36 protein-coding genes are annotated in these 24,629 nt (G+C 64.6%); 18 read left to right on the forward strand and 18 right to left on the reverse strand.

Going from position 1 to position 24,629, the window contains the following annotated elements; genetic code table 11:
- Positions 1–68 precede the first annotated feature (68 nt).
- A complete protein-coding gene (locus ACTJLD_RS05520) occupies positions 69–224 on the forward strand; it encodes a hypothetical protein (RefSeq protein WP_166742277.1) in 156 nt (51 codons plus the stop codon).
- A 129-nt stretch (positions 225–353) separates the two neighbouring features.
- Positions 354–638 carry a hypothetical protein gene (locus ACTJLD_RS05525; protein ID WP_230942819.1) on the forward strand — a complete coding sequence of 95 codons (285 nt, stop codon included), beginning with the start codon at positions 354–356 and terminating at the stop codon, positions 636–638.
- Between the two features lie 222 nt (positions 639–860).
- Here the strand turns inward: ACTJLD_RS05525 and ACTJLD_RS05530 are convergent, their stop codons facing one another.
- Positions 861–1,145, reverse strand: a complete 285-nt coding sequence (locus tag ACTJLD_RS05530) for a hypothetical protein (RefSeq protein WP_027790082.1) — start codon at positions 1,143–1,145, stop codon at positions 861–863.
- A gap of 73 nt (positions 1,146–1,218) precedes the next feature.
- A complete protein-coding gene (gene infA / locus ACTJLD_RS05535) occupies positions 1,219–1,485 on the reverse strand; it encodes a translation initiation factor IF-1 (protein WP_027790083.1) in 267 nt (88 codons plus the stop codon).
- A 158-nt stretch (positions 1,486–1,643) separates the two neighbouring features.
- On the opposite strand from infA, the gene ACTJLD_RS05540 reads away from it, so the two are divergent.
- Positions 1,644–1,799, forward strand: a complete 156-nt coding sequence (locus ACTJLD_RS05540) for a hypothetical protein (protein ID WP_175898571.1) — start codon at positions 1,644–1,646, stop codon at positions 1,797–1,799.
- A gap of 230 nt (positions 1,800–2,029) precedes the next feature.
- On the opposite strand, the gene ACTJLD_RS05545 is transcribed toward ACTJLD_RS05540, so the two are convergent.
- Positions 2,030–2,233 (reverse strand): cold-shock protein, encoded by a 204-nt coding sequence (locus ACTJLD_RS05545; protein ID WP_011548695.1) that lies wholly within the window; start codon positions 2,231–2,233, stop codon positions 2,030–2,032.
- Between the two features lie 724 nt (positions 2,234–2,957).
- Between ACTJLD_RS05545 and ACTJLD_RS05550 the strand changes: the two genes are divergently transcribed.
- Together ACTJLD_RS05550 and ACTJLD_RS05555 are read left to right on the forward strand one after the other, a co-directional pair.
- Complete coding sequence (locus ACTJLD_RS05550) at positions 2,958–3,197, forward strand: hypothetical protein (RefSeq protein WP_440658237.1); 240 nt, start codon at positions 2,958–2,960, stop codon at positions 3,195–3,197.
- 68 nt (positions 3,198–3,265) lie between these two features.
- The gene (locus ACTJLD_RS05555) at positions 3,266–3,505 is read left to right on the forward strand and encodes a hypothetical protein (protein WP_059699232.1); all 240 of its coding nucleotides are present in this window, start codon (positions 3,266–3,268) and stop codon (positions 3,503–3,505) included.
- Between the two features lie 271 nt (positions 3,506–3,776).
- Here ACTJLD_RS05555 and ACTJLD_RS05560 read toward each other — a convergent pair whose 3' ends face one another.
- Both ACTJLD_RS05560 and ACTJLD_RS05565 read right to left on the reverse strand, forming a co-directional pair.
- A complete protein-coding gene (locus ACTJLD_RS05560; protein ID WP_440658274.1) occupies positions 3,777–4,037 on the reverse strand; it encodes a transcriptional regulator in 261 nt (86 codons plus the stop codon).
- A 147-nt stretch (positions 4,038–4,184) separates the two neighbouring features.
- Positions 4,185–4,502: a hypothetical protein gene (locus tag ACTJLD_RS05565; RefSeq protein ID WP_060083184.1), complete on the reverse strand. Its 318-nt coding sequence runs from the start codon at positions 4,500–4,502 to the stop codon at positions 4,185–4,187.
- A 538-nt stretch (positions 4,503–5,040) separates the two neighbouring features.
- On the opposite strand from ACTJLD_RS05565, the gene ACTJLD_RS05570 reads away from it, so the two are divergent.
- The 4 genes from ACTJLD_RS05570 (at position 5,041) to ACTJLD_RS05585 (ending at position 6,271) form a co-directional block, all read left to right on the forward strand.
- Entirely contained in the window at positions 5,041–5,238 is a 198-nt protein-coding gene (locus ACTJLD_RS05570; RefSeq protein ID WP_059685030.1) for a hypothetical protein, read from the forward strand.
- A gap of 62 nt (positions 5,239–5,300) precedes the next feature.
- Entirely contained in the window at positions 5,301–5,573 is a 273-nt protein-coding gene (locus ACTJLD_RS05575) for a hypothetical protein (RefSeq protein ID WP_027790088.1), read from the forward strand.
- Positions 5,574–5,621: 48 nt separating this feature from the next.
- Positions 5,622–5,909 (forward strand): hypothetical protein, encoded by a 288-nt coding sequence (locus ACTJLD_RS05580; protein ID WP_027790089.1) that lies wholly within the window; start codon positions 5,622–5,624, stop codon positions 5,907–5,909.
- A 77-nt stretch (positions 5,910–5,986) separates the two neighbouring features.
- Positions 5,987–6,271, forward strand: a complete 285-nt coding sequence (locus ACTJLD_RS05585; RefSeq protein ID WP_059699230.1) for a hypothetical protein — start codon at positions 5,987–5,989, stop codon at positions 6,269–6,271.
- Between the two features lie 533 nt (positions 6,272–6,804).
- Here the strand turns inward: ACTJLD_RS05585 and ACTJLD_RS05590 are convergent.
- The 3 genes from ACTJLD_RS05590 to ACTJLD_RS05600 all read right to left on the reverse strand — a co-directional run bounded on the left by ACTJLD_RS05590 (position 6,805) and on the right by ACTJLD_RS05600 (position 7,858).
- Positions 6,805–7,014 carry a hypothetical protein gene (locus tag ACTJLD_RS05590; RefSeq protein ID WP_226150733.1) on the reverse strand — a complete coding sequence of 70 codons (210 nt, stop codon included), beginning with the start codon at positions 7,012–7,014 and terminating at the stop codon, positions 6,805–6,807.
- A gap of 391 nt (positions 7,015–7,405) precedes the next feature.
- Positions 7,406–7,672, reverse strand: coding sequence for a DUF1488 domain-containing protein (locus ACTJLD_RS05595; protein ID WP_059684822.1), 267 nt, complete (start codon positions 7,670–7,672; stop codon positions 7,406–7,408).
- Complete coding sequence (locus tag ACTJLD_RS05600; protein ID WP_027790092.1) at positions 7,673–7,858, reverse strand: hypothetical protein; 186 nt, start codon at positions 7,856–7,858, stop codon at positions 7,673–7,675. It lies immediately after the preceding gene.
- A gap of 457 nt (positions 7,859–8,315) precedes the next feature.
- Here ACTJLD_RS05600 and ACTJLD_RS05605 point away from each other — a divergent pair, with 457 nt between their 5' ends.
- On the forward strand, positions 8,316–8,933 hold the full coding sequence (locus ACTJLD_RS05605; protein ID WP_048021269.1) for a LysE family translocator: 618 nt from the start codon (positions 8,316–8,318) through the stop codon (positions 8,931–8,933).
- Between the two features lie 107 nt (positions 8,934–9,040).
- Positions 9,041–9,289, forward strand: coding sequence for a hypothetical protein (locus ACTJLD_RS05610; protein WP_027790093.1), 249 nt, complete (start codon positions 9,041–9,043; stop codon positions 9,287–9,289).
- A 59-nt stretch (positions 9,290–9,348) separates the two neighbouring features.
- Here the strand turns inward: ACTJLD_RS05610 and ACTJLD_RS05615 are convergent, their stop codons facing one another.
- The 7 genes from ACTJLD_RS05615 to pobA all read right to left on the reverse strand — a co-directional run bounded on the left by ACTJLD_RS05615 (position 9,349) and on the right by pobA (position 16,413).
- The gene (locus ACTJLD_RS05615; RefSeq protein ID WP_060083163.1) at positions 9,349–10,707 is read right to left on the reverse strand and encodes an MFS transporter; all 1,359 of its coding nucleotides are present in this window, start codon (positions 10,705–10,707) and stop codon (positions 9,349–9,351) included.
- 299 nt (positions 10,708–11,006) lie between these two features.
- Positions 11,007–11,393 carry a 4-carboxymuconolactone decarboxylase gene (pcaC, locus tag ACTJLD_RS05620; protein WP_021157590.1) on the reverse strand — a complete coding sequence of 129 codons (387 nt, stop codon included), beginning with the start codon at positions 11,391–11,393 and terminating at the stop codon, positions 11,007–11,009.
- 10 nt (positions 11,394–11,403) lie between these two features.
- Positions 11,404–12,189: a 3-oxoadipate enol-lactonase gene (pcaD, locus tag ACTJLD_RS05625; protein ID WP_027790095.1), complete on the reverse strand. Its 786-nt coding sequence runs from the start codon at positions 12,187–12,189 to the stop codon at positions 11,404–11,406.
- A 14-nt stretch (positions 12,190–12,203) separates the two neighbouring features.
- Positions 12,204–13,562, reverse strand: a complete 1,359-nt coding sequence (locus ACTJLD_RS05630; protein WP_222214361.1) for a 3-carboxy-cis,cis-muconate cycloisomerase — start codon at positions 13,560–13,562, stop codon at positions 12,204–12,206.
- A gap of 88 nt (positions 13,563–13,650) precedes the next feature.
- Positions 13,651–14,307, reverse strand: coding sequence for a CoA transferase subunit B (locus ACTJLD_RS05635; protein WP_006482308.1), 657 nt, complete (start codon positions 14,305–14,307; stop codon positions 13,651–13,653).
- 13 nt (positions 14,308–14,320) lie between these two features.
- Positions 14,321–15,037, reverse strand: a complete 717-nt coding sequence (locus tag ACTJLD_RS05640; RefSeq protein ID WP_021157587.1) for a 3-oxoacid CoA-transferase subunit A — start codon at positions 15,035–15,037, stop codon at positions 14,321–14,323.
- Positions 15,038–15,180: 143 nt separating this feature from the next.
- Entirely contained in the window at positions 15,181–16,413 is a 1,233-nt protein-coding gene (gene pobA, locus ACTJLD_RS05645; protein WP_440658240.1) for a 4-hydroxybenzoate 3-monooxygenase, read from the reverse strand.
- 116 nt (positions 16,414–16,529) lie between these two features.
- On the opposite strand from pobA, the gene ACTJLD_RS05650 reads away from it, so the two are divergent.
- From ACTJLD_RS05650 to ACTJLD_RS05660, 3 genes are all read left to right on the forward strand, one after another.
- On the forward strand, positions 16,530–17,456 hold the full coding sequence (locus ACTJLD_RS05650; RefSeq protein WP_059489708.1) for a LysR family transcriptional regulator: 927 nt from the start codon (positions 16,530–16,532) through the stop codon (positions 17,454–17,456).
- An 89-nt stretch (positions 17,457–17,545) separates the two neighbouring features.
- A complete protein-coding gene (folE, locus tag ACTJLD_RS05655; RefSeq protein WP_021157584.1) occupies positions 17,546–18,178 on the forward strand; it encodes a GTP cyclohydrolase I FolE in 633 nt (210 codons plus the stop codon).
- Positions 18,178–18,981, forward strand: coding sequence for an SDR family oxidoreductase (locus ACTJLD_RS05660; RefSeq protein WP_060318624.1), 804 nt, complete (start codon positions 18,178–18,180; stop codon positions 18,979–18,981). Before folE ends, ACTJLD_RS05660 begins: the two co-directional genes overlap by 1 nt.
- Positions 18,982–19,016: 35 nt before the next feature.
- On the opposite strand, the gene epsC is transcribed toward ACTJLD_RS05660, so the two are convergent.
- Both epsC and ACTJLD_RS05670 read right to left on the reverse strand, forming a co-directional pair.
- A complete protein-coding gene (gene epsC / locus ACTJLD_RS05665; protein ID WP_021157582.1) occupies positions 19,017–19,937 on the reverse strand; it encodes a serine O-acetyltransferase EpsC in 921 nt (306 codons plus the stop codon).
- A gap of 137 nt (positions 19,938–20,074) precedes the next feature.
- On the reverse strand, positions 20,075–20,308 hold the full coding sequence (locus tag ACTJLD_RS05670; protein WP_011356723.1) for a hypothetical protein: 234 nt from the start codon (positions 20,306–20,308) through the stop codon (positions 20,075–20,077).
- A gap of 278 nt (positions 20,309–20,586) precedes the next feature.
- On the opposite strand from ACTJLD_RS05670, the gene ACTJLD_RS05675 reads away from it, so the two are divergent.
- The 3 genes from ACTJLD_RS05675 (at position 20,587) to fnr (ending at position 22,897) form a co-directional block, all read left to right on the forward strand.
- Positions 20,587–20,997: a DUF3005 domain-containing protein gene (locus ACTJLD_RS05675; protein WP_059684808.1), complete on the forward strand. Its 411-nt coding sequence runs from the start codon at positions 20,587–20,589 to the stop codon at positions 20,995–20,997.
- A 582-nt stretch (positions 20,998–21,579) separates the two neighbouring features.
- The gene (locus ACTJLD_RS05680) at positions 21,580–22,047 is read left to right on the forward strand and encodes a universal stress protein (protein WP_059699216.1); all 468 of its coding nucleotides are present in this window, start codon (positions 21,580–21,582) and stop codon (positions 22,045–22,047) included.
- Positions 22,048–22,150: 103 nt separating this feature from the next.
- Positions 22,151–22,897 carry a fumarate/nitrate reduction transcriptional regulator Fnr gene (gene fnr / locus ACTJLD_RS05685; protein ID WP_059523493.1) on the forward strand — a complete coding sequence of 249 codons (747 nt, stop codon included), beginning with the start codon at positions 22,151–22,153 and terminating at the stop codon, positions 22,895–22,897.
- A gap of 56 nt (positions 22,898–22,953) precedes the next feature.
- On the opposite strand, the gene ACTJLD_RS05690 is transcribed toward fnr, so the two are convergent.
- Positions 22,954–23,847, reverse strand: a complete 894-nt coding sequence (locus tag ACTJLD_RS05690; RefSeq protein WP_440658241.1) for a LysR family transcriptional regulator ArgP — start codon at positions 23,845–23,847, stop codon at positions 22,954–22,956.
- Positions 23,848–23,957: 110 nt separating this feature from the next.
- On the opposite strand from ACTJLD_RS05690, the gene ACTJLD_RS05695 reads away from it, so the two are divergent.
- The gene (locus ACTJLD_RS05695; protein WP_440658242.1) at positions 23,958–24,578 is read left to right on the forward strand and encodes a LysE/ArgO family amino acid transporter; all 621 of its coding nucleotides are present in this window, start codon (positions 23,958–23,960) and stop codon (positions 24,576–24,578) included.
- Positions 24,579–24,629 lie beyond the last annotated feature (51 nt).

The raw sequence follows: 24,629 nt of genomic DNA on the forward strand, positions 1-24,629 counted from the left end.
GTGAATCCTTCCCCCAAGACGCCTAGAATTCAATCATGGCTGCATTCCACATCCACAAGGAGGCTGTCATGACTCAGTCGATGATTGGTTGGGTGGTTGGTCTTGCGGTGGTCGCGGTGGTTGCAGTCGCGTTGGCGCGCCGTTACCAGAGCGAACATTCAAGTAAGGAAGTCGTTCAGTGGCTGGACTCCCATCACTTGGGGTGGATGCACCGCAAACATTGACCTCTCGGCGCTGGCGGCGATAAACCCCGCCTTGCCGAAGTTTACCGAGGGCCAAACACACGGATGCAGGCAGGCGGGTGAAGTCTGCCATGTCGTTGTCTCGCCAGGGGTCCTGGCAAGGAAGGCATCATGGATGATGAAGTGTGTACGACCCACACGCACGTGGCACGCCTTCGCGTAATGCAGACCACGTCTGGGCGCTACCGCGGAATCGTCCACTTGCACCGCATCGGAGAGGATCCCGGCACCTCTGAGCAACACGATACCGAAGGGGATTTTGCATCGGACGTGGAGGCGCGTGACGCCGCACGAACGCTCGCCCGCCGATTGCTCGAAGAGCAAATCCAGGGGCACGAAAAGGCGCGAGGCATCGATCGAATCTGCGTCGGCGGCCTGGTCGTTACGCAACGTTGATCGGCAACGCGACGTCCATCAGCGCGTAGCGCGCCAGTCGCACGATGCGGCCGCTCGTCCGTTGATCTGCCTTGAGAACACGGGACAGAAAGGAATGTCGGTGTTACGACGCGAGTTTCCCGCTGACCGGCAGCATGGCTTCGGCTCGCGCAATTTCAGATCGGGACGCGTGTCTCCGATTGATGCGCGCTCCGATGCGTTGCTGTTCAACAGCGAGCCGTGTCAAAGAACTGCGCCGAACATCCCATGTTCGCCTCGGTTCTGATCGATGATGTCTTCTGCGTAACGTTGCGAAGCCCGGCGTGCGTCACCGGCACTGGCAAACGGCGAACCGTCGACAAGCTTGAAGGTCTGGCTCCGGGTCAGCGTGGCGTCAGTGCCGCGCAGGCAAACCTTGACCGCCGCGTCGAAACCGGCTTCGTAGTTGTGAGCACGGCCAGAGCCTGTGTGAAAGTGAGGATAAATCAGCGGATATATTTCGAATCCGCGATAGGTACGCATGCTCATGATGAACTCCTGGTGATTGATGGCGACGAATTGCGTAGACGAGCGCAATCAATCCTGTATCGGCGCTACATGGTTAACGTCGAACAAATCGGTTCCGAGGCACACCGGGCGAAGCCCGTTCGTCTTTGTGCCGAAAATTGATACGTCCTTTGGTGAGGTCATAGACCGACAATTCCAGCTTGACCCGGTCGCCGGCGAGAATACGGATGCGGTGTTTGCGCATGCGGCCCGATGCGTACGCCGCAACGACCGCGCCGTTTTCCAGGGTGACGCGAAACCTGCTGTCCGGAAGCACCTCATCCACGACGCCGTCCAATTCCAGCAATTCTTCCTTTGCCAAATCAATTTCTCCAATCAATGTGACGCGCCGCAATCGCAGCGGCGTGCGGATATCCGGTCCCCGACAGGGAGCGGTTTCCGTGCAAATATCGAAAACGCCCATGCGTGGGGGGCGCGTGCCAACGCGACATGCGGGCCGCGCCTCGTCCGGGCGTTAACGTGTCGCGTTATCGCGTCTCGGTGGAGCGCTTCTTGCCGCTCGATTTGATGGGCGCAGAGGGTGCATTCGGCGGCACCCAGTTCAGCGCCGTGCCGAGCACCGGCAAATCCCTGGCGCGCCGTGGTCTCGCGAGTGATCTTTTGTTGCGCGATTGACTCTTGGTCAAAGTTACCTCTGTATGCGTCGATCGCGATCTCACGATGAATGAGCCGTCCGATCGTTCGCCACTGGATGCGCGGCATCCCCCACTTTCTTCCTTGGGGTGTACGTCTCGAGGCGAAACGGTAGCCTCAGCAGGACTGTGGGCGCCTGCGCGCGGATGCGAAAGATCCCCGACGTTGACTGCGCGGCCAATCCTGCACACGGGACCGACGAATGATGTGGATTACTGAGGAACGATGTTCGAGGCCTGCAGCCCCTTGGGCCCGTTCTTCGTCTCGTAGCTGACCTTTTGACCTTCGGCCAGCGTCTTGAAGCCGTCGCCGCGAATCTCCGAGAAGTGCGCGAACAGGTCATCGCCGCCGCTGTCAGGCGTGATGAAGCCAAAACCCTTGTTGTCGTTGAACCACTTGACGGTACCGGTATCCATGGAAATTCTCCTGATATTGGACAAATGTATGCGCCCCGATAGGGGAGCACGAAAAAGGATCAAGGAGGGAGAGGACAACGAATACCGCGTTCCGCGGTCAGTGATGAGCAGCAATCGCGCTTCTTGAAGGCTTCGGACACCCACCCTACGCGGGGCCCAACACCGTGTCAAGCTGTTTCAGTCGGAGCATTTCGGGTGGCGTCGCAAGAACACGCCGCGACCGGCAAGGCTCGCCCCGGTTGTATACCCTTGGCGCCGTGGCTTCGATTTGCTTCGAATGTCTAATTGAAATTTCGATGATACCGTCGTGGCCCCATCTCCCCGCGTATCGGCGATTGTTCACACGCAGCTGAGCCGGTCCGTCCCGCGCCCGATCGGGGCGGCATGCCAAGCGGCGGTTCGCGCAGAACTTTCGCTGTACAAGTTCGCCAATGGGCGTAGGATGGGGTCGTTGACTGACTCACTACCGATTCCCGCGCCACTCAAGGCGCCCTCCCTCCGAACGTGATTGGGCCTCTCATCTAAACCGCGCAATGCGGACGAGCGCGCCGCGTATCGGCTGCGTATGCGAAGCGCCTGATCGATGCCTGTCTACAGGACACGAGCGTGTTGGATAACGCGTCCTGATCCCTTCCTCGGTCCATCCTGTTTCTGCGTCCGCGGCGCCGCCACAGACTCAAACACGCCTGGCGCATGGTGCGCCGGCAACGTCGGGAGGCTGGATATGAACAGGAATGACCTGCTGAAGTGGATTCGGCGCGATGGTTCCGGTGTCATCGAACAGTTCCTGCCGTATGACGCTCGCGCCGAGATGGATGGCGTCATTCTCGATCATCGTCATGAAATCGATGAGGATGCCTTCCCGATGTTTTTCTCGATCCGCGCGCTGTTGCGCAAAGGCGGAACGGTGAGCCGCGAACCGGACCAGAAAGCAGGCCGGATCATGGCACGCCTCAAGCTTTGACTGTTCTGGTCGCGACGATACGCTTCGCGGTGGCCACGGGCCCCGCGGCAACTGAAGGAGGAAGGAAAATGCAACTCGACTCAACCCGATTCCATATCGACCCGACACCGCGCAGGGCCGACGGGGAATACATGGCACACGCGCGGATCAGCATCGATCGTGCAGACGGCAGTAAGTGCGACGTTCAACTGAGCGGAGATCTGGCTGGCTTCGACGTGCGCGAGGATGCGATTGCCTTCGCGAAAAACTGGGCGCACGAATGGCTCGACGCGCATTTGGCCGACGATCTCCCCGCGTTGACGAATTGAAATTCGGGTGGCACGCCAGCCGCCCGAGCAATCAGGGCGTCGCCGGGATCGAAGCCGACGGCAATACATGCTGCTGCCAAGGCAGGTTGACGCGGTGTCGAAGGTCGGTCGAGAGGATGGCCATCCCTGGAGGGCCGCAGACCAAGGCAGCAAGCACGCCCTCCAACGGATTCATCACCGCCAGATCGGGCCGCATGCGTTCCGCATCCTCGAAGTCCGCGACTCTCGTGAGCCGAACTTCCTCCCAAGTGCGGCACGTCGCGTCGGGATATCATTCCAGCCCGTCGAAGGCACCCGCTTCGAGATCTTTCCTGAAATGCTGTAGCCAGTCGCTTTCGTCGCCGATCACGTATTCCTTCGTAATCTGCGTCGAGAGCCTGGTGATGGTGACATAGCCCTGCAGACCGAGGTTCTCGTCACCCTTCGGGTCGGTCGTATCCGTTTCCTGAAGATCGAAATCGCCCTCTGCCAAGCCATGACGCTCCAAGGTCGCCAGAAAGTCTCTGTGTTCATCCGGTTCGATCAGCCGCATATCCGGCCCCCTCGTGTTCAGCGGAGATGCCGCGAGGCCGACGGCACGCGTTCGAGCGTCGAAATCATGCACACCGAACTCATGCGGAATACCTCACGATCCCCCACATACGGCGCTACCGGGAAACAGGCGTCATCGCCTGCAATTTTATCGTCTGGGTCCTTTCATGCTTTCCGACTCCATGGCCGCATTCCACTCCTCGCTCGCCTCGATAGGGTCCATCGCTTCGTCAACCGAAGCCGTTGCGCGCTCGGCGGCCGCTTTGGTTTCGTCCTCCGCGGAGTCGACATCGCTGTTGCCGTCACCCGGGGGTAGCAGCATGTCCTTGAGCATCGCGCTCAGCTCCGGCGTGTCCCATGGCAGGCCACGCCGGGTTCGGACCTTTATGTAGTGTTTCACTTCCGCGTCCTGCTCCGCGGTTAGCGGCAGGCCCCGGAAGGTGCTTTGGGGGTCGGAGTCTGTCATCGCTGTCTCCTACTGCTATAGCGTCTTCAGTGTAGTCCCATTGCGACCATGAGAGTCGTGGCCGAAGCGCTCATTCGTCGAATCAAATGCCGTGCGTCGCCGCGGCAGGCAACAGCCGGCCATCGGCTGTCGTTGGCTGCCTACGTCACCATGACATTTGACCGGTTGAATCCACCTCAGTCAAAGCACATTCCGCCCGTCCATGATCGACTTATCATGCAGGAATACGAATTGATATGACCATGCACTCGGAAGATATTGGAGCGGAGCTGACCAGCGACGGCCCATGGCTGCAACTGACCGACGCGGTTCACGGGATGCATCGGCGATGCGGGCGATGACATGGCGCACGCAGGCCTTAAACGATCCATACGTGCGTAGCATGTTGACGTCAACGGAACAGGACGCCAGGTCGAACCGCTACTGGCCAGCTTCAGCTCGTTGCTGCGGGCACGCCGGAGAGCGAACATCGAGCGTGCGAAGGAGTAAGGGCAGACGCCACCGATCGCCTATGCTGGAAGCTCACGAGGAGCCGACTATGACGCCACATGACGTGATGATGATTTTCGAGCGGAGGAGCGCAGAGGGAAAGGCGGCCGCCGATCTGGATCATGCTTGTGCCGGATTCGCCGGCTGGTTGGCGGAGGCATGGAGTCGATTGAGTGAGGATGAGATCGCAGTTCTGACGTCGATCGGCGCCTCGCTGTATCGCGAGGGGTATGCGAGGCGGTACTAGGCAGGCTCGGGGCCAGCGCGAATATATGGGCGGAGCGGACCGAAAGGGCGTATAAAGTTCGAATGACTATCCCCTCCGTTACCGCCGAGTCGGTCCTGGGCCTGTTCCGGCTCATTGCCGGGAGGGAGGAGCGCCGGACTTCCGGCGAATCGGCAAGGATGGCGGCGCTCCAGGCTCTTGCCGAGCAGCTTGCACGCAACCATCAGGCAATGACGGAAGACAGTTGGGATGCAGCCGTCCGTGTTGGCGGTCTGCTGTTGCGAGCGGAAATGATCAACAACGACGCTGACACGGTGGCGCTTGACCTGCTAAGCCGGCTGCGGCGGCGGAAATGAAAAGCTCGTTCGAGCGTATAGCAAGTCGCCCCCTGCGGAGTGGCCATCATGTCGACACACCTGCTTCTTCTCTACAAGGGGTACGAACTTCATCCCCTCGTCTTCGCCCGTACATTCAGTCGCTTTGACGGGCATTCCCGTTACGCCGAAGGGTATGACATCGCGGTACGGATATGCCGCCCGGGCGCGATAGCGACCTCCGCCGCGAGCCGTATTTTCAGGCTGGGCCAACCGCATACATACTCCGACTTTGGTATGGCAAGGCGTGCCGCCCGGCAGCAGGGAAAGGACATCATCGACGGAAAGGTGAGTGGAGCTTCGGTCATCGACATGTAGTTCGGTCAAACGCAGCGGTCGGCCACGACGACACGAGAAGCTGAACGCACGCATTCTTCCTCACCGGTATCGCCACCATGCAAAGTGATCGCAATGCGATTCCGTACTACCTCGTCTTACGGACTGACTGCCCACCGTATGTTCTGAACGCTGACCGCCTCGTGCTGCGCCGCGCGGCAAGCCCTCTCCTGCGAGCGTTCGCGAGAGCCCGCGGCGCGCCGACCTCGATCGCGGACGACGCATGGAGCGACTTTTCCGGCTCGGAATCCATTTCGCTCCTTGAGCGCACGGAGATGCGGGCCTACGCACTGGTTCGCGGGGCCGAAAGCGAACATCAACTCCGGATACTGGCTACTCTCTGACTGCACCAACGTGCGCATTCCTTGCAGACGGCGAGCTCAGCAGCCTATTCGAAACGAGGTCTGTTTGCGAAGGCATTCAGTCCGAAAAATCGTCGATGGCGGTGACATCGCTTTGCTCCGCGTAGCGGCACCAATTTTGCATCTGGAGGTTCATTGATATCGCCCGGCCGACGTCTTCGGTGCTGGTCTTGCCATGCCTCCCCAAGCAGCTCGTCGAAAAGATCGATGCAGTGGCGAAATCGCGCCATATGAGCCGCGAAGCGTTGGTGGCCGAGTGTACGGAAGGAATTGGCCACCCAGCGTTGCGGTCCTCCTGCCACGAACCTGTGTTGGCGTAGCTGCCGAACGCGACTCGGCGAATTCATCTGCCCGGGTTGCGTCGCTTCACCGATGCGGGACAGTGATGCATGCGCCGTTTGTCGTCACGAGCGACACGCCAAAGTAAAAAGCCGGCGCTTGGCCGGCTTCGAGTTCCGCCTTGCTGGGGCGGCTCCACGTTCTGTTTGAGAGCGGGGAGTTTTGCTACACATACGCTACAGGTTCGGCAGAAAACCCATGCCCAGACGCTTCCTTGCATCGGAAATACGCTGCCTGGGTGTAACGGCTTTCCACGAATGGGCACGGCTTCTCTGCCGCTCCGGGTGAACCACGGGCATGCCATCGTCGGTCGCGCGTGCCTCCGCCTGTTCTTGTTGCTCGTCCTTCGCGTTTTTTTCCCATTTCGGGCAATCGTTCATCAACATGCTCCCTCCACAACCCCGGTTTCGTCATTGATTGGCTCGCGCCGCCCGAGTCGAGATAAAACTGCGCAAGCGATACGGATCGCGACGGCCCACTTCGATCGCAGCGTTTACATCTCGATGAAGTCTGCGGCCGATCTGCAGTCCGTGCGTCATGTGTCAGCTTGCGCGTGCGAGCGTCCGAAGTCGGTACGCTGCCGTACGGGCGGGATGGCATGGATGCGGGTCCGGCAGGAGCGTAGAAGTCGAGACGGTGCTTGTTGCGTTCGTGATAATCAAGCAGCGCATCCTTCGACCGATCCATGCCCCCTCAGCCCCGGAATACCCGCACACGCGGCGAGTGCAGGTCAGAAAGAAGACGCACGTAGGGTACACGTGCAAACGGGGGCCGACCTCACGAGATCGTGTACCGGTTCTGGGGTCCCCCCTTGTAAAGGTCTCGGGCGAGTCCCAGAATCCGGTCGCGATTGCGGTCGAAGGCCGCAAGCAAGGCGGGCTCGCCAGAATCCATGTCGGAGTTCAGTTTCGCCAGCATCGCATCGTCGACCAGAAAGGTAATCTCGCGAGAATTGTCGTAGCCCCAGAAACACACACAGTGTCTGGAAGCGTCGTAGGAGCGACTGGGGTTCGGAAAGTTGAGCGTCACGGTGCTATTCGCCATCTAACTCTCCTGACAGATATAACGCCACTTGCTCGCGTTGACATCGATGCGGGCGTCATTTTCGCGCCGCTTCTCGGCACGCTCGCTGTCCGCGCGCTTCAGTGCCAAGGCACGCGCCTTTTTCACGTCAACGTAATCGCTGTGGCTGGCGGGCGTGGCTGGCTTCAGTGCGGTTTGCTTAGGCATGCCGGTTCCCAAAAGAGAATTTCAAATTTCAGGACCGTCGCGGTGACTGAATTTCATCGTCGGCCGCCCTATACGAGGACCGGACGACGACCCGCAGGCTTGCCGCCGACGGCATCTCTCGCGCACGGAACTGGCGGATCAGACCTCGGAGGGAGGCTCGGTTGACGCGCGAAGTTCGCAGCTTCGACGTTCGCGCGCAGGATCGTCGTGGTGAGCCTTCTGCTTAGCTGTGCGGACAGGGGGAAGCGTAAGGAGTCAGAGCAAAACCATCGGTCACGCACATCGAACGTCACGAGAATGCGCCCTATACCACGGCCATGCAAGCGCTATCTCGCGTCAGCGCACGGGCGATCAAATCCCGTACCGGCAATCGTCAATCAAACTGTACCGGTACTGTACAGAAAACCGTCGCTAAACTGACCTCCATCCCAGTCCAGAACAGAATGGAGAATCCGCGATGGAATTCCTCACCCTGAGCGCGCTGCCCGCCGGCATGCTGTTTGCGCTCGTCACGTCGATCACGCCCGGCCCGAACAACACGATGCTGCTCGCGTCCGGCGTCAATTTCGGTTTCCGCCGCACCGTGCCGCACCTGTTCGGCATCAGCACCGGCGTTGCGATCCTGATGCTCTGTGTCGGCTTCGGCCTCGGCGAAGCATTCAAGCGCCTGCCGCTGCTTTATACGATCCTCGAAGTCGCGAGCGTCGCGTACCTGCTGTACCTCGCGTGGCGCATCGGCACGTCGGGCGAAGTGAAGGCGCACGGCGGCAAGCCGCGGCCGATGACGTTCATCGAAGCCGCCGCTTTCCAGTGGATCAATCCGAAGGCATGGATGATGGTGCTGACCGCCGCGACGACGGTCCGCCTGTCCGGCGACTACGGGATGAACGCCGCGTGGATGGCCGTCGTATTCATTCTGATCGGCTTTCCGTGCATCAGCCTGTGGGCCGCGTTCGGGCTCGGCCTGCGCCGCTTCCTGTCGAATCCCCGCGCGCTGCGCCTCTTCAACGTGACGATGGCCGTGCTGCTGATCCTGTCGCTGTACCCCCTGATCGCGCACCTGCTGCCGCAGTGAGCGCTCACGGCGCGCCCGTTGAGATTCGTGCCATGCAGGCGTACCCTTTTGGTACGGGCGCGCGCAACCGCTTCGCCGGTTGCGCCGCTGCTGCCGGGAGAGTGCCGATGAAGCCACTGCTGAGGGCGGGTGAACACATCGAGGGGATGCACTGGATCGCCGAGTATCGCCCGCTCACGCACGAGATTCGTGTGTTGCGCGAAGACATCGAGATCGGCATCTATTGCGCGCCGCCGACGATGTTCGGCGAAGAGGAAGACATGGGCGCCGCGAACCTCTCCGATCATCGCAGCCGGGAGGCTGCGCTGCGCGCGTATCTGCGCAACTTCGTGAAGGAACACGACGCGGAAGAATAACCGACGGCCCGACGGCCGCCGTTCGGCGGGCCGGCGCATCGCACCGGCCCGCGCTTCGCTCAATGCCCGAGCGATTCGATCTTGCCTGCCGGCTGCGTCACGCCATGCGGCCGCGCCATCTGCTTGATCAGCAGCGCGACACACGCGAGCAAGCCCGCGACGGCGATCGTCGCGAACACGCCCGCGAACGAGAAATGCCGGCGCGTCAGCTCGGCGACGAGGAACGATCCCGCAATCCCGCCGAAGCGGCCGACGCCGAGCATCCACGCGACACCCGTGCCGCGCCCCTCGGTCGGATAGAACGCGGCGGCGAGCGCCGGCATCGACGATTGCGCGGTGTTCATCAGCACGCCGGCCACGAACACGACCAGCACGAGCAGCCCGACGTTGCCGGCCGCCTGCCCGATCGCATACACGCTGACGGCCGTCAGCGCGTAGCACACGGCGATCACGCGGTTCGCGTTGAAGCGGTCCATCAGCACGCCGCACAGCACGGCACCCACACCGCCGAGCGGGAACAGCGCGGAGATCAGCGTCGCGCTCTTCGGTGTCAGCCCGGCATCCTTCAGCAGGATCGGCATCCAGTTGATCGACGCGTAGAAGATCACGAGCCCCATGAAGTACGCGAGCCAGAGCATCACCGAGCCGACGATGTACGAGCGCGACAGCACGACGCCGAGGCCCTTGCTGCCGGTCTGCGGCGCGGCTTCGGTCATCGCGAACGAACCGGCGTTCAGCGCTTCGCGCGAAATGCGCGCAAGCGTTGCGCGGATCTTGTCGACATGCTGGCCGCTCGCGACCATGAAGCGCACCGATTCCGGCATCTTCAGCAGCAACAGCACGCCGAGCAGCAACGGCGTCACGCCGCCGAGGATCAGCACGCTGCGCCAGCCGAAATGCGGAATCATCCACGCGGCCAGGAAACCGCCGAACGCGGCGCCGAGCGGGAAGCCGCAGAACATCAGGTTGATCACGGTCGCGCGGCGCTTGTCCGGGCAGAACTCGCCCATCATCGTGACCGCGTTCGGCATCGCCGCGCCCAGCCCGACGCCGGTGATGAAACGCAGGATCGTCAGATGCCCGATGGTCGTCGAGAATGCGGACATCAGGCATGCAACGCCGAACAGGAATACCGAGCCGAGCAGCAGCGAACGGCGGCCGAGCCGGTCGGACAGCGGGCCCGACACGAGCGCGCCGCACGCGAGGCCGAACAGCGCGGCGCTGAGTACCGGTGCGAGATCGGGCTTGGTGAGGTTCCATTCGCCGAGCAGCGACGGCGCGATGAAGCCGATCGCGGCCGTATCGAAGCCGTCGAGCAGCACGATCACGAAACACATGAGGAACACGAGCCATTGAAAGCCGCCGAACGGCTGCTCGTTGATGAAGGTCTGGACATCGACCACGGGTGCGCGATTCATCGCTAGTCTCCTGTGTCGATCCAAGTTGGCGCCTTGGCGCCTACCTGGATCCCATGCGTCGTGGTCGACCGGCGTTGGCGCGTCAGCGCTTACTCCGGTCCCAAGCAACGCTAATAATGTATGAGCAATACGGCATGGCAGCCGCGCCCTTCCTTTGTTCGTCCACCAATCATCCGGTGTGCCGTGCGCCGATGCTCTGCCGGCGCGTTCATCGATCCCGTCGTCGACGGCCCGCTTGCGACAGCGGGCCACGCGATCGGTTGCGGCCGCCCTCAACCGGCCGCGCCTGACCGACCGTCTTACGCGGCCGCGTCCTGTTCCTTGAAGATCTTGTCCGCGAGATGGAACGCGGAATTCGCGGCCGGCACGCCGCAATAGATCGCGGTCTGCAGCAGCACTTCCTTGATCTCGTCGCGGGTCACGCCGTTGTTGCGCGCGGCGCGCAGATGGAGCGCAAGCTCCTCGCCGCGATTGAGCGCCACCATCATCGCGATGGTCAGCAGGCTGCGCGTATGGCGCGGCAGGCCGTCGCGCGTCCAGATCTCGCCCCATGCATAACGCGTGATCAGGTTCTGGAATTCGTCGGTCACCTCGGTACGGTTCTCGATCGAACGATCGACGTGCGCGTCGCCGAGCACCGCCCGACGCACCGTCATCCCTGCTTCGTAACGTTCCTGGTCATTCATCGCCGGTGCCTCACGCGGTCAGGAAATCGAGCAGCGCGCGGTTGAAGCCGTCGGTGCACTCGATGTTCGAAATATGCGCGGCGTCGAATTCGACGTGCTGCGCACCCGGAATCGCGGCGGCGAGCGCGCGGCCCTGGTCGGGCGGCGTCGACATGTCCTTCGCGCCGGTCACGACGAGCACCGGCAGCGCGATGCCTTTCACCTCTTCGCGCAGGTCGGCGGCATTCAGCGCGTCGCAGTTCGCCGCATAACCGTCCTTGTCGGTATGGACGAAGGTGTCGCGGATCGCATCGAACAGGCGCGGCTCACGCTCGACGAATGCGTCGGTGAACCAGCGCGGCAGCACGGCGTCGGCGAGCGCGGCCATCCCTTCGGCGCGTGCCTTCTGCGCGCGCGGCGCCCACACTTCCGGCGAACCGATCTTTGCCGCGGTGTTCGACAGCACCGCGCGCACGATGCGCGACGGGAAGCGTGCGGCCAGCGCCGCGCCCGTCAGCCCGCCCATCGAGATCCCGCAGAAATGCGCGCGATCGATGCCGACGTGGTCGAGCAGGCCGATCACGTCGCCGGCGAGCTGCTCGATCGTGTACGAACCGGCCGGTGCATCGGAATGGCCGTGGCCGCGCGTGTCGTAGCGCAGGATGTTGAAGTGCTGCGTGAGCGGACGGATCTGCGGTGCCCACATCTGCAGGTCGGCGCCGAGCGAATTCGAGAAGACGAGCCACGGCGCGTCGTCGCGCGCGGCACGGTCGATCCGGTAATGCAGTTTCACGCCGTTGACAGTGGCGAAAGGCATCGAGGTTCTCCTGGTTATTGCGTGCCCGCGTGCAGCGCGAGCACGGCGTCGACGCAGGCCTGCGCCTCGCCGACGTAATGAGCGGGATCAAGCAGCCGCGCGAGCGCGTCGCGCGACAGGTGCGCCGACACGGTCGCATCGGCGGCGAGCACATCGAACAGCGTCGAGCCCGTGCGCACGGCTTCCTTCGACGCATGCTCGACGACGTGATGCGCGTCGAGCCGGCCGATCTTGTCGCCGAGCGCGAGCATCACCGCTTCGCCGAGAATCAGCCCGCGCGTCAGTTCGAGATTCGCGGCAAGGCGTTCGGTGTTCACGTCGAGGCCCGCGACGATCTGGGCGATCTGCGCAAGCGCGCCGCCGGTCAGGCGCGCGAGATCGGGCAGCGCGTCCCATTCGGCCTGCCAGCCGCCGAGCGCACGTTCATGTTCCTGGACCATGCCCGCGAACACCGTCGCGACGAGGTTCGGTGCGCGCACCGCGGCGGTAAGCACCGCCGCGCAACCGACCGGGTTGCGCTTGTGCGGCATCGTCGACGAGCCGCCCTTGCCGGCGGCGGCCGGTTCGCCGAGCTCGCCGACTTCGGTCTGCATCTGCAGCGACACGTCGCGCGCGATCTTGCCGAGCGTACCCGTCAGCATCCCGAAGCAGGACGCGGCTTCCGCGATGCGGTCGCGCTGCGTGTGCCACGGCACGGCCGGTGCGGCGAGCTTCAGGTCCGCCGCCAGCGCGGCCGTGACGCCGGCCGCGTGCTCGCGCAGGCTCGCGAGCGTGCCGGCCGCGCCGCCGAACTGCAGCACGAGCGCGCGTTCGCGCAATTCGGCGAAACGCGCGCGATGGCGCAGCAGCGCGTCGAGCCATTGCGCGAATTTCAGGCCGAGCGTGATCGGCAGCGCCTGCTGCAGCCACGTGCGGCCGATCATCGGCGTCGCGCGATGCGTGCGCGCGAGCGACGCGAGCGACGCACACGCTTCGTCGAGCATCGGCTCGAGCACGTCGAGCGTGTCGCGCAGCTGCAGCACGGTGGCGGTATCGATGATGTCCTGGCTCGTCGCCCCCCAGTGCACGAACTTCGCGGCCTCGGGGTCGTCGGCCTTCACCTGCGCGGTGAGCTGCTTGACGAGCGGAATCGCGAGATTGCCGCCGAGCGCCGCGCCGTGCGCGAGCGCGTCGGCGTCGAGCCGGCTTGCGTCGCACGCGCGCTCGATCGGCGCGACCGCGGCGGCGGGAATCACCTGCTGCGCGGCGAGCGCACGCGCGAGCGCGGCCTCGACGTCGAGCATCCGCTGGATCGTCGCGCGGGGCGACCAGATCCGGTTGAGCGGCTCGGTGCCGCAGATGAGGGAGGTCAGGCGGGCGCTGTCTTCGAGCATGGCATCAGATTGGGGAAACGGCGTGCGCCTATTGTCCACCCAAGCGTGCCGGCATGCGCGCAAGCGCACGTGCCGGCACGCCTGCGGTTCAGGCAGCCGCCTTTTGCGTCGCGTCGATCAGCGGCACGCCGGTCAGCTTCTGCAGTTCGTCGAACGACAGGTCGGTGAAGATCTCGCTCACGGCCAGCCCGTCGGCCGTCACGTCGAGCACGGCGAGATCCGTATAGATGCGGCTCACGCACTGCACGCCGGTGACCGGATATGAGCACTGCGCGACGATCTTGCTCTCGCCCTGCTTCGTCAGGTGCTCCATCATCACGAACACCTGCTTCGCGCCGATCGCGAGGTCCATCGCGCCGCCGACCGCCGGAATCGCATCGGGCGCCCCCGTATGCCAGTTCGCGAGGTCGCCGTTCGCCGATACCTGGAACGCGCCGAGCACGCAGTAATCGAGGTGGCCGCCGCGCATCATCGCGAACGAATCCGAATGGTGGAAATATGCGCCGCCGGTGAGCAGCGTCACGTGCTGCTTGCCGGCGTTGATCAGTTCGTCGTCTTCCTCGCCCGGCGCGGGCGCGGGGCCCATGCCGAGCAGGCCGTTCTCGCTGTGCAGGAAGATTTCCTTGCTCGGGTCGAGGTGGTTCGCCACCAGCGTCGGCACGCCGATGCCGAGGTTCACGTACGCGCCTTCGGGGATGTCCTGGGCGACGCGCTTGGCCATTTCATCGCGGGTCAGTCGTTTCATCTGAATATCTCCCTCAAGCGGCTTGCGATGCAGCATGTTCGGCAGCCAGCTCGGCCGCATGCGCGGCCTGCGGCACCTCGACGACGCGCTGGACGAAAATGCCCGGCGTCACGATGTGTTCCGGGTTCAGCGCGCCGAGCGGCACGACTTCCGACACCTGCACGATCGCGACCTTCGCGGCGCTGGCCATGATCGGCCCGAAGTTGCGCGCGGTCTTGCGATAGACGAGATTGCCCCAGCGATCGCCCTTGTACGCCTTCACGAGCGCGAAATCGGCGTGGATCGGCGTCTCGAACACATACGGCTTGCCGTCGATCACGCGCGTTTCCTTGCCTTCCGCGAGCTTGGTGCCGTAACCCGTCGGCGTGAAGAAGCCGCCGATGCCGGCGCCCGCCGCGCGGATACGCTCCGCGAGGTTGCCCTGCGGCACGAGTTCCAGCTCGATCTCGCCGGCGCGGTACAGCCCGTCGAACACCTGCGAATCGCTCTGGCGCGGGAACGAGCAGATGATCTTGCGCACCTGCTTCGCCTTCAGCAGCGCCGCGAGGCCCGTCTCGCCGTTGCCCGCGTTGTTGTTGACGATCGTCAGGTCGCGCGCGCCCTGTTCGATCAGCGCGTCGATCAGCTCGGACGGCATGCCGGCCGTGCCGAAGCCGCCGATCATGATTGTCGCGCCGTCGTGGATGTCGGCCACCGCCGACTGAAGCGATTCGAAAATCTTGTTGACCATGTCTCTTCCTGATACGAACCCGCGGCTCGATGCGCGGCCTGTCGAGGGGACACGCGCGTGCCGCGTGTCGCGCCGGGGCCGATCTCGATCCCGGTATTTGTTCGCTAATCGAACCTAGATTCGATTAGCGAACGATGGGCCGATCATAGAGTCGCGCACAGCGCGTTGTCAAGGCGGGTTCCCTCGGGGGGCGTCGCGTCGTCGAACGGCAGCCCGACGTAGTTTTCGGCGAGCGACTGCGCGGCGGCCCGCGAGCGCGTCACGTATTTCAGCTCGGCAAACTTCAGGCGATTGACGAACGGCGAGTCTTCCGGCGACGAGTGCAGCATGTTCGTCATGAAGTACGAGAAGTGCTCGGCGCGCCACACGCGTTCGAGGCAGGTCGCCGAATACGTGTCGAGCAGCGTCGCGTCGCCGTTGCGGTAGCGCGCGCCGAGCGCGCGGGACAGCGCGCGGACGTCGGCCACCGCCAGGTTCATCCCCTTCGCACCGGTCGGCGGCACGATGTGCGCGGCGTCGCCGGCGAGGAAGAGGCGCCCGTGCTGCATCGTCTCCGACACGAAGCTGCGCATCGGGGTCACGCTTTTCTGCGTGATCCGGCCCTCGGTCGGCGTCCAGCCCGTGTCGTTCGAGAAGCGCGTGTGCAGTTCGTCCCAGATCCGCGCATCGGACCATTCGGTGAGGTCCTCGTCGGGCTTGCACTGCAGGTACAGGCGCGTGACCATCGGCGAGCGCATCGAGAACAGCGCGAAACCGTTGTCGTGATGCGCGTAGACGAGCTCGTCGAGCGACGGTGCCGCGTCGGCGAGGATGCCGAGCCACGCGAACGGATACACGCGTTCGAACGTGTTCAGCCGCTCGGCCGGGATCGTCTGGCGCGCGATGCCGTGGAAGCCGTCGCAGCCGGCGATGTAGTCGCAGTCGATGCGGTCTTCGCGGCCGTCCGCATGCTTGAACGTGACGAACGGGTGTTCGCCTTCGACGTCGTGCAGCGCGACGTCGCTGACTTCGAAATGCATCTGGTGGCCATGCTCGACGCCCGCCGCGATCAGGTCGCGCACGACTTCATGCTGGCTGTAGACGGTGATTGCGCGCCCGCCGGTCAATTCGGACAGGTCGATGCGATGGCGCTGGCCCGAGAACAGCAGCTCGATGCCGTGATGTTCGAGCCCCTCGCGGCGCATCCGGTCGCCGAGGCCGGCCTCGTTCAGCGTGTCGACCGTGCCCTGTTCCAGCACGCCGGCGCGGATGCGGTTCTCGCAGTATTCGCGCGAACGCGCTTCGACGAGGATGGAATCGACGCCTTGCAGGCGCAGCAGATGGGAAAGCAAAAGGCCGGACGGGCCGGCGCCGATGATGGCGACCTGGGTGCGCATTGTTCGTCTCCTGAACATTAATTCGAATCGTCGAACACATTTGAGCGCTTTCCCGACTATGCGGCAACGCGATTCAGGAGATATGTTGTATACGTTTTCAAGATACTGGCCCGGCGATGGAAGCGCTCGATCTGAACCTCATTCCCTACCTCGTCGCGCTCGACGACACGCGCAACGTGAGCCGTGCCGGCGACCTGCTCGGCGTCAGCCAGCCGCGCGTGAGCACGGCGCTCGGCCGGCTGCGCGAGTACTTCGGCGATCCGCTGTTCGTGCGCACGTCGCGCGGGATGGAACCGACGCCGCGCGCGCTCGCGCTGCTGCCGGCCGCCCGCGACGCGCTCGCGCAGATCGAGCGCGGCCTCGTCGCGCCGCACGACTTCGACCCGGCCGCGAGCACGCATACGTTCTCGATCGCGCTGTCGGACGTGGGCGAGATCGTGTTCCTGCCGAAGCTGCTGCAGGCGTTCGCGATGCGGGCGCCGCACGCGAACCTGCGCTCCGTCTCGCTCGCGCACGACGAAGTCGGTCGCGGCCTCGAAGCCGGGTCGATCGATCTCGCGGTCGGCTACTTCCCCGATCTCGACGGCAACAACTTCTTCCAGCAGCGGCTGTTCACGCACCGGTTCGTCTGCCTGATGCGGCGCGGCCATCCGTTCGAACAGGCGCCGCCGTTCACGGTCGAACAGTTCCTCACCTGCGGGCACGCGGTAGTGCGTGCCGAAGGGCGCAGCCAGGAGGTGCTCGAGAAATATCTCGCGAAGCAGCGCATGCAGCGCCGCGCGGTGCTCGAGACGCCGCATTTCATGAGCCTGCCGTTCATCCTGAGCCGCACCGACCTGATCGCGACGGTGCCGCATGCGATCGGCTATGCGTATGCAGCCGAGCACGCGTTCATCGTGCCCGTCGAGCCGCCGCTCGCCCTGCCGCGCTTCGACCTGAAGCAGCACTGGCATCGCAAGTACCACAACGATCCGCGCACGGCGTGGCTGCGCGGCGTCGTCGCGTCGCTGTTCAACGACGAGCAGGACGAATGGCCGAAGTGAGTGCCGGGCCGCGCACGCGACCTGCGAAAGCATGAAACAATGCCCGGATTCCGCGCCGCCCCGGCGGCGGCATTCGATGGAGCAGATAGATGGCTAAAAAGAAGTCCGCGCGGCCCGAGCCGGCCGCATCCCGTCCGAGCCGCGAAGAAGCGGAAGACGCCGTTCGCGTGCTGTTGCGCTGGGCCGGCGACGATCCCGCACGCGAAGGCCTGATCGACACGCCCGCGCGCGTCGTGCGCGCCTACGAGCAGTTCTTCGCCGGTTACGCGCTGGAGCCGCGCGACATCCTCGCGCGCACGTTCAGCGAAGTCGACGGCTACGACGAAATGATCGTGCTGAAGGACATCCGCTTCGAGAGCTACTGCGAGCACCACATGGTGCCGATCATCGGCCGCGCGCACGTCGCGTATCTGCCGAACCATCGTGTGGTCGGCATCTCGAAACTCGCGCGCCTCGTCGACGCGTTCGCGAAGCGCCTGCAGATCCAGGAAAAGATGACCGTGCAGATCGCCGACACGCTGTTCGACGTGCTGCAGCCGAAGGGCGTCGGCGTGATCCTCGAAGCCGCGCACCAGTGCATCTCGACGCGCGGCGTGCACAAGCCGGGCGTCGAGATGGTGACGTCGCGCATGCTCGGCACGTTCCGCACCGATCCGTCGACGCGGCGCGAATTCCTGTCGATCGTCGCGAATCCTTCTTCAGTCAACCTGACGAATACGTAATGGAGTCGACGAAGCAAACGGCGCACGCGCCCGTCGTGCTCGTGACCGGCGCCGCGCGCCGGGCCGGGCGCGCGTTCGCCGAGTATTTCGCCGCGCACGGCTATCGCACCGCGGTGCACTACGACCGTTCGGCCGATGCGGCGCAGGCCGCGTCCCGCGCGATCGCCGAACGCGGGCATGATTCGGTTGCGTTGCAGGCTGACCTGTCGGATGCCGAACAGATCACCGCGCTGATCGACCAGGTGTATGCGCGCTTCGGGCGCCTCGACGTGCTCGTCAACAACGCGTCGGTATTCTGGCAGGATCATTTCCCGAGCTTCGACCTCGCGGCGTTCGACCAGGCGTGGGCCGTCAACTGCCGCGCGCCGATCCTGCTCACGCGCGCGTTCTACGAACGGGCCCGCGCGGCCGGCACGCAGGGTGTCGTCGTGAACGTGGTCGACCAGAAGATCAAGGAAAACTTTCACCGCGACCATTTCAGCTATACGGTCGCGAAGGCCGCGCTCGGCAACCTCACGCAGATGCTCGCGCTGTCGTCCGCGCCGGTGCTGCGCGTGAACGCGGTGTTCCCCGGGCTGATGCTGCCGAGCGACGACCAGACGCAGGCCGACTTCGAACACGCGAGCCGCGCATCGACGCCGCTCGCGCGCATCGCGGGCCCCGACGACGTCGCGAGCGCGATCCTGATGCTGACGGGCAACGCGTACAACGGCGTGGATTTCGTCGTCGATGCGGGGCAGAACCTGATCCGCGTCGACCAGGACGTGCTGTACAAGCACCGCGCGCCCGACAGCAAGCACTGACCGACGCGCGCGGCGGCCGGCGCCCGCGCGCCGCGTTACGGCTTCTCGGTGCTCCCGCCCTCGCGAACCTTGCCCTGCGCGACGCTCGTGCCGGGCGGCACGCTGTGCGTGAGCCACACGTTGCCGCCGATCACCGAACCGCGCCCGATCGTCACGCGGCCGAGAATCGTCGCGCCCGCGTAGATCACCACGTCGTCCTCGACGATCGGGTGCCGTGCGTTGCCCTTGACCAGCGCACCGTCGCCATCGGCCGGGAAGCTTTTCGCGCCGAGCGTGACGGCCTGGTACACGCGCACGCGCTCGCCGATGATCGCCGTCTCGCCGATCACGACACCCGTGCCGTGGTCGATGAAGAAGCTCGGGCCGATCTGCGCACCCGGGTGGATGTCGATGCCGGTGGCCGAGTGCGCGATTTCATTGATGAATCGCGCAAGCAGCGGTACGCCAAGCTGGTGCAGCGCGTGTGCGAGCCGGTGGTGCATCATCGCCAGCACGCCGGGGTAGCACAGCAGGATCTCAGTGATGTGCTGCGCGGCAGGATCGCCCGCATAGGCGGCCTGGATATCGCTGACGAGCAGCGCGCGGACCGCCGGCAACTGCCGGCCAAATTCGCGCGCGATCTCGAACGCGCGTTCGTCGAGCTCGGCGAACGGCGTATCGGCATGCTCAGGCAGGAACGGCAGCGCGCGGCGGATCTGTTCGGACAGGATGCGCAGCGTGCTTTCGAGCGTGTGGCCGACGTAGAAATCGACGCTTTCGTCGGTCAGATCCGGTGCGCCGTAGTGCGTCGGAAACATCGACGCGCGCAGGCCGGTCACAATCTTGCAGATCGCATCGCGTGACGGCAGTTCGCGGATGCCGCGCGGATGGCGCGTGCGATGGAGTTCCTCGCGCGACTCACGCAAGCCGGCGACGATTTCTTCCAGGCCCCACTGACGGGCGGGTGATGTCGACATATATCAATGCAGGCGGCCGCGCTCGGTCGCACGGCCGCTAATAAAGTGACGGGTTCCGCAAGATTACCGCGTTTTGTGCCCGGCGGCGGCACGCCGGGGATCGGCCGGACGGCCGAGGGCACCGAATCGCGGCGGCGTCAGATCGTGATGCTGCTGGCGTCGATCCATCGCACGGCCCAGTCGCGCGCGTGCGCGATCGCGTCGCCTTCGTCGTTGAACTGGAGCTCGATCGGGAAAAAGCGGTTCGCAACGAGCTCCCCGTCGCTCGATCGGGAGATCACGACGTAGGGCTTGAACGAACCGTCGCTGGCACGCGCGGGCGCACAGTTCAACAGATAACCGCGGTGCGTGAAGGCAGTAGTCGCTTGCATGAATCCGCCACCTCTAGTCCCTTGCTTTGTTGTTCACTACCCGTCTTTAAGGGTGCTGCAGCGCCCCGGCGCGGGCAGAGGCGGCGCGACTCAATCCCCTGTCGCCGCTTCGCAGGAAAAGAATCATACTCTGTAGAAAACGCGTCTTCTAGCTGAAATAAATCACGACAAATCAGTGCGCGTCGCGCGACCGCGGCGATCGCCCGCGCGCCTTTTCCCGTCATGTCCGGAACGGGATTTGCTTCGATCCGGAACGCTTCGCCGCGAGGAGAGCCGCGATGGAATCATCCGGTCAAACCGAGCGCTTGCGCCCGCGCAGCATCGAGCTCGACAACGACGACACGCACGACAGCACGGTCGACACCGACGGCAAGAACCGCGAGGCGTCGCGTCTCGCCGGCGGCGGGCCGATCTCGCCCGACCAGATCACGCGCAGCAACGCGTCGCTCGTCAATGCGATGCCGGAAGCCGGCGACGGCTTCGCCGGGTTCGACAGCCGCCCCGGCGGCAACCATCCGGCGTTCGCGCTGCGTGCCGGATACATGGTGATCGAGAAAGGCTTCGACGCACCGCCGGCGATGAGCGATGCGCCGTTCGGCCCCGTCCACCGGATGTACGGCAGCACGTACTGGCCCGGCCACCAGCGGCGGCCGGAGCGCGTATTCGAGCTGACGGCCGTCCCGAGATAGCCGGCGCGGCGTTTGAATCGATCGTTCGTTTGCCAACCGGTATCGGCCGACAGCCGATGGCCGAGGATCGGCGCACGCGACAGTGCGCCGACCATGGGCCGGCAACCGCGCGATGCAGGAACGAACGATTCCGCGCGACGGCGCCGGCGGTCTCATGCACGCCGTGAATCGCGCCGATGCAGATGCGTTGATCGAGGTCATGTCGAAACGGCGCGATTGCGATTGAATGGCGATGCGGGCGATGCATCCGCGTGACCGTCGCGTCGTGTCGCTTTGATCGGCGCGCGTGGCGATGCACATGCATGCGCATGTGCCGCGCGCGACAACGCTGCCCGCGCATGCGTTTCCACCGACGATGCGGACGACGGCGGCGGCCACGCCGCACGACACGTCCCGCACGTCACTGCATGCACCCCGTGCATGGCATGCGCCGCAAATCGGAGGCGGCACCGCCGCGCGGCACGACCGGCACCTCGCTGCAAAGTCCCGGCCATTGGTTTACCCTGCCTCGCAGCATCGCGCATCGCCCAGCCCGATCGGCCATCCGGCCGACTTCGTTTCAACCCGCCACTCGGAGACACTATGTACAAGCGTATTCTGGTTGCCGTCGACGGCAGCGACACGTCCCGCCATGCGTTCGATGCCGCGCTGGCGCTCGCGAAATCGCACGGCGCCGAGCTGCAACCGTTCTACGTCGTCGAGAACGCCGCGATCTACTACAACGTCCCCGGCTACGATCCGTCCGTGCTGCGCGACCAGCTCGTCGCGCAGGGCGACGCACTCGCGAAGGATTTCGCGACGCTGATGCAGGCAGCGGGCGTGAAGGGCGAGACGCGTCGGAGCGAAGCGACGTCGCTCAACGACGTATCGTCGCTGATCCTGGACGGCGCGAAAGCGTTCGGCGCCGATCTGCTGGTGCTCGGCACGCACGGCCGCCGCGGGTTCCGCCGTCTCGTGCTCGGCAGCATCGCCGAGCAATGCGTGCGCCACGCGACGCTGCCCGTGCTGCTGATCCCGGCGGCCGCCAACGTCGACGAGCCGGCCGCGTGAACGGCGTTCGGCATACGCGGCCGGTCGCGACGTTTTGTCACCCGACAGCGGCAAGTTGCGGTGGGACAATGATTCCGTCGATTCAACGCCGGAGTAAACGATCATGCTGACGCCCGTCGCCACACGTCCCGCCGCCACGCCTCATGCCGGTAGCTGGGCGCCTCGCCAGGCCGCCCACTGCTCGACGTGCGCGATGCGGCACCTGTGCATGCCGCAGGGGCTGGCGCCCGAAGCGCTCAGTCGCCTCGAATCGGTCATCTGCGCGGCGCGTCCCGTCAAGCGCGGCGAAGCGTTGTTCCGCGAAGGCGACGCGTTCGACAACCTGTACGCGGTGCGCTCGGGTTCGCTGAAAACCGTCGCGACGCGCCACGACGGCCGCGAGCAGGTCACCGGCCTGCATCTCGCCGGCGAAGCGCTCGGCCTCGACGGCATCTGCGACGACACGCATCCGCGCACCGCAGTCGCGCTGGAAGACAGTTCCGTCTGCGTGATTCCGTACAGCGCGCTCAAGGCATTGTGCTCGGAAGCCGGTTCGATGCAGTTGCGCATGCACAAGCTGATGAGCGAACAGATCGTGCGCGAAACGTCGCAAACGATGCTGCTCGGTTCGCTGAACGCCGAAGAGCGCGTCGCCGCGTTCCTGCTCGACGTATCGTCGCGTTACCTGAAGCGCGGCTACTCGCCGTCGGAATTCAACCTGCGGATGACGCGCGAAGACATCGGCAGCTACCTCGGCATGACGCTCGAAACGGTCAGCCGCACGCTGTCGAAATTCCAGAAGCGCGGCCTGATCGAAATGCAGGGCCGCCACGTCCAGATCGTCGATTTCGACGGCCTGCACCACGTCTGACGTGATCCCGCACGGCGCGCATCTCGCGCGCCGCGCCGCCCGCGTCACGCGATCGGTCAATCGAGGAACAGCGCGGCGCGCGCCTTCAGCGCCGCGCTGAAATCGTCGAGCCAGCCGATCGACAAACGCCAGCTCTGCCAGTAAAGGTCGATATCGATCGTTCGCCCGCGCGACATGTCGACCAGTTCACCCGCCGCCAGCTGGCGATCGACCATCCGGTCCGGACACATCCCCCATCCCAATCCCGTCTCGCATGCGCGCAGATAGCCCGCGACGTGCGGTATCCAGTGCTGCGGCGGATCGAGATCCGCGCGCGTCACGCGCCGGATGAAACGCGCCTGCAGCCCGTCCTTCGGATTGAACATCACACACGGCGCGCGACGCAGCGCATCGCGGGTAATGCCCGCGCCGAAGTAGCGTTCGTAAAACGCCGGCGAGCATACCGCGCGATAGCGGATCCGCCCGAGCCGCTCCGATCGGCACCCCTGGATCGGTTCGGCCTGTGCGGTCACGGCGCCCTGCACGCTGCCGTCGCGAATACGCGAAGCCGTGTAATCCTGATCGTCGATCACGAGATCGAGCAACGTTTCGCGCTCCGTGCAGAACGGCCCGACCGCGTCGATGAACCACGTCGCGACGCTGTCGTCGTTGACGGCCACGCGCAACGTCGGCCATGTGCTCGCGATCTGGCCCGGCAGTGCCGGCATCCGCCCGCCCAGCTCGGCCTCGAGCAGCTGCACGCGCTCGGTGTGACGGCACAGCAGCGCACCCGACGTCGTCGCGACGCACGGCTGCCCGCGCTTGACGAGCACGCTGCCGACCCGCTCCTCCAGCAATTTCACGCGCTGCGACACGGCCGACGGCGTGACATTCAGCTCCTTGGCCGCACGCTCGAACGAACCGTGCCGGATCACCGCCGCGAGGGCATCGAGCAACGCGTAGTCGAGCATTAGATTTCCTTAATCTGCATTAGGTGATTTAGCTTCTCTTATTTTCATGCTGACCGCAGACTAGCGCTACCCGATTCATCCGTCTACTGCTTCTCCTGCTGTCATCCATCATGAACTGGCTCGTTTTTTCCCACGGCGCCGCGCTCTGCGGGTCGCTCATCGTCACCATCGGCGCACAGAACGCATTCGTGCTGCGGCAGGGCATCATGCGCTCGCATGTCGGCAAGATCGTGCTGCTGTGCGCACTGTCCGACATGATCCTGATCGGCGCAGGCGTCGGCGGCGCATCGGCGCTCGTCGAACGCTATCCGACCTTCGTCCATGCGGTGCTGTATGTGGGCCTCGCCTATCTCGCGTGGTTCGGCATCAACGCGCTGCGCCGCGCGTTCAAGCCGGGCCATGAAACGCTCGACGTGCGCGGCGATGCGGTCGCCCCGCCGCCGCAGAGCGGGCTCGCGATCGTGCTGATGACGCTCGCGTTCACGTGGCTCAACCCGCACGTGTATCTCGACACGTTCCTGCTGATCGGCACGGCCGGCGCGCGTGAACCGGAAGGCGCGCGGCTCGCGTTCGCGATCGGCGCGATGTCGGTCAGCGTCGTGTGGTTCCTCGGGCTCGGCTACGGGGCACGATTGCTCGCGCCGTGGTTCCGCAAGGCCGTTGCGTGGCGCGTGCTGGACGGCGCGATCGGCAGCATGGTGCTGTTTCTCGCGGCCGTGCAGTTGCGGTAGGGAGGGGAGCGTCGCGGCAGATGCGGTCTGCCGCGACGTGAGGTCAGCCGG

It is taken from the genome of Burkholderia sp. 22088 (genome assembly GCF_052045915.1).
Classification (GTDB): domain Bacteria; phylum Pseudomonadota; class Gammaproteobacteria; order Burkholderiales; family Burkholderiaceae; genus Burkholderia; species Burkholderia cepacia.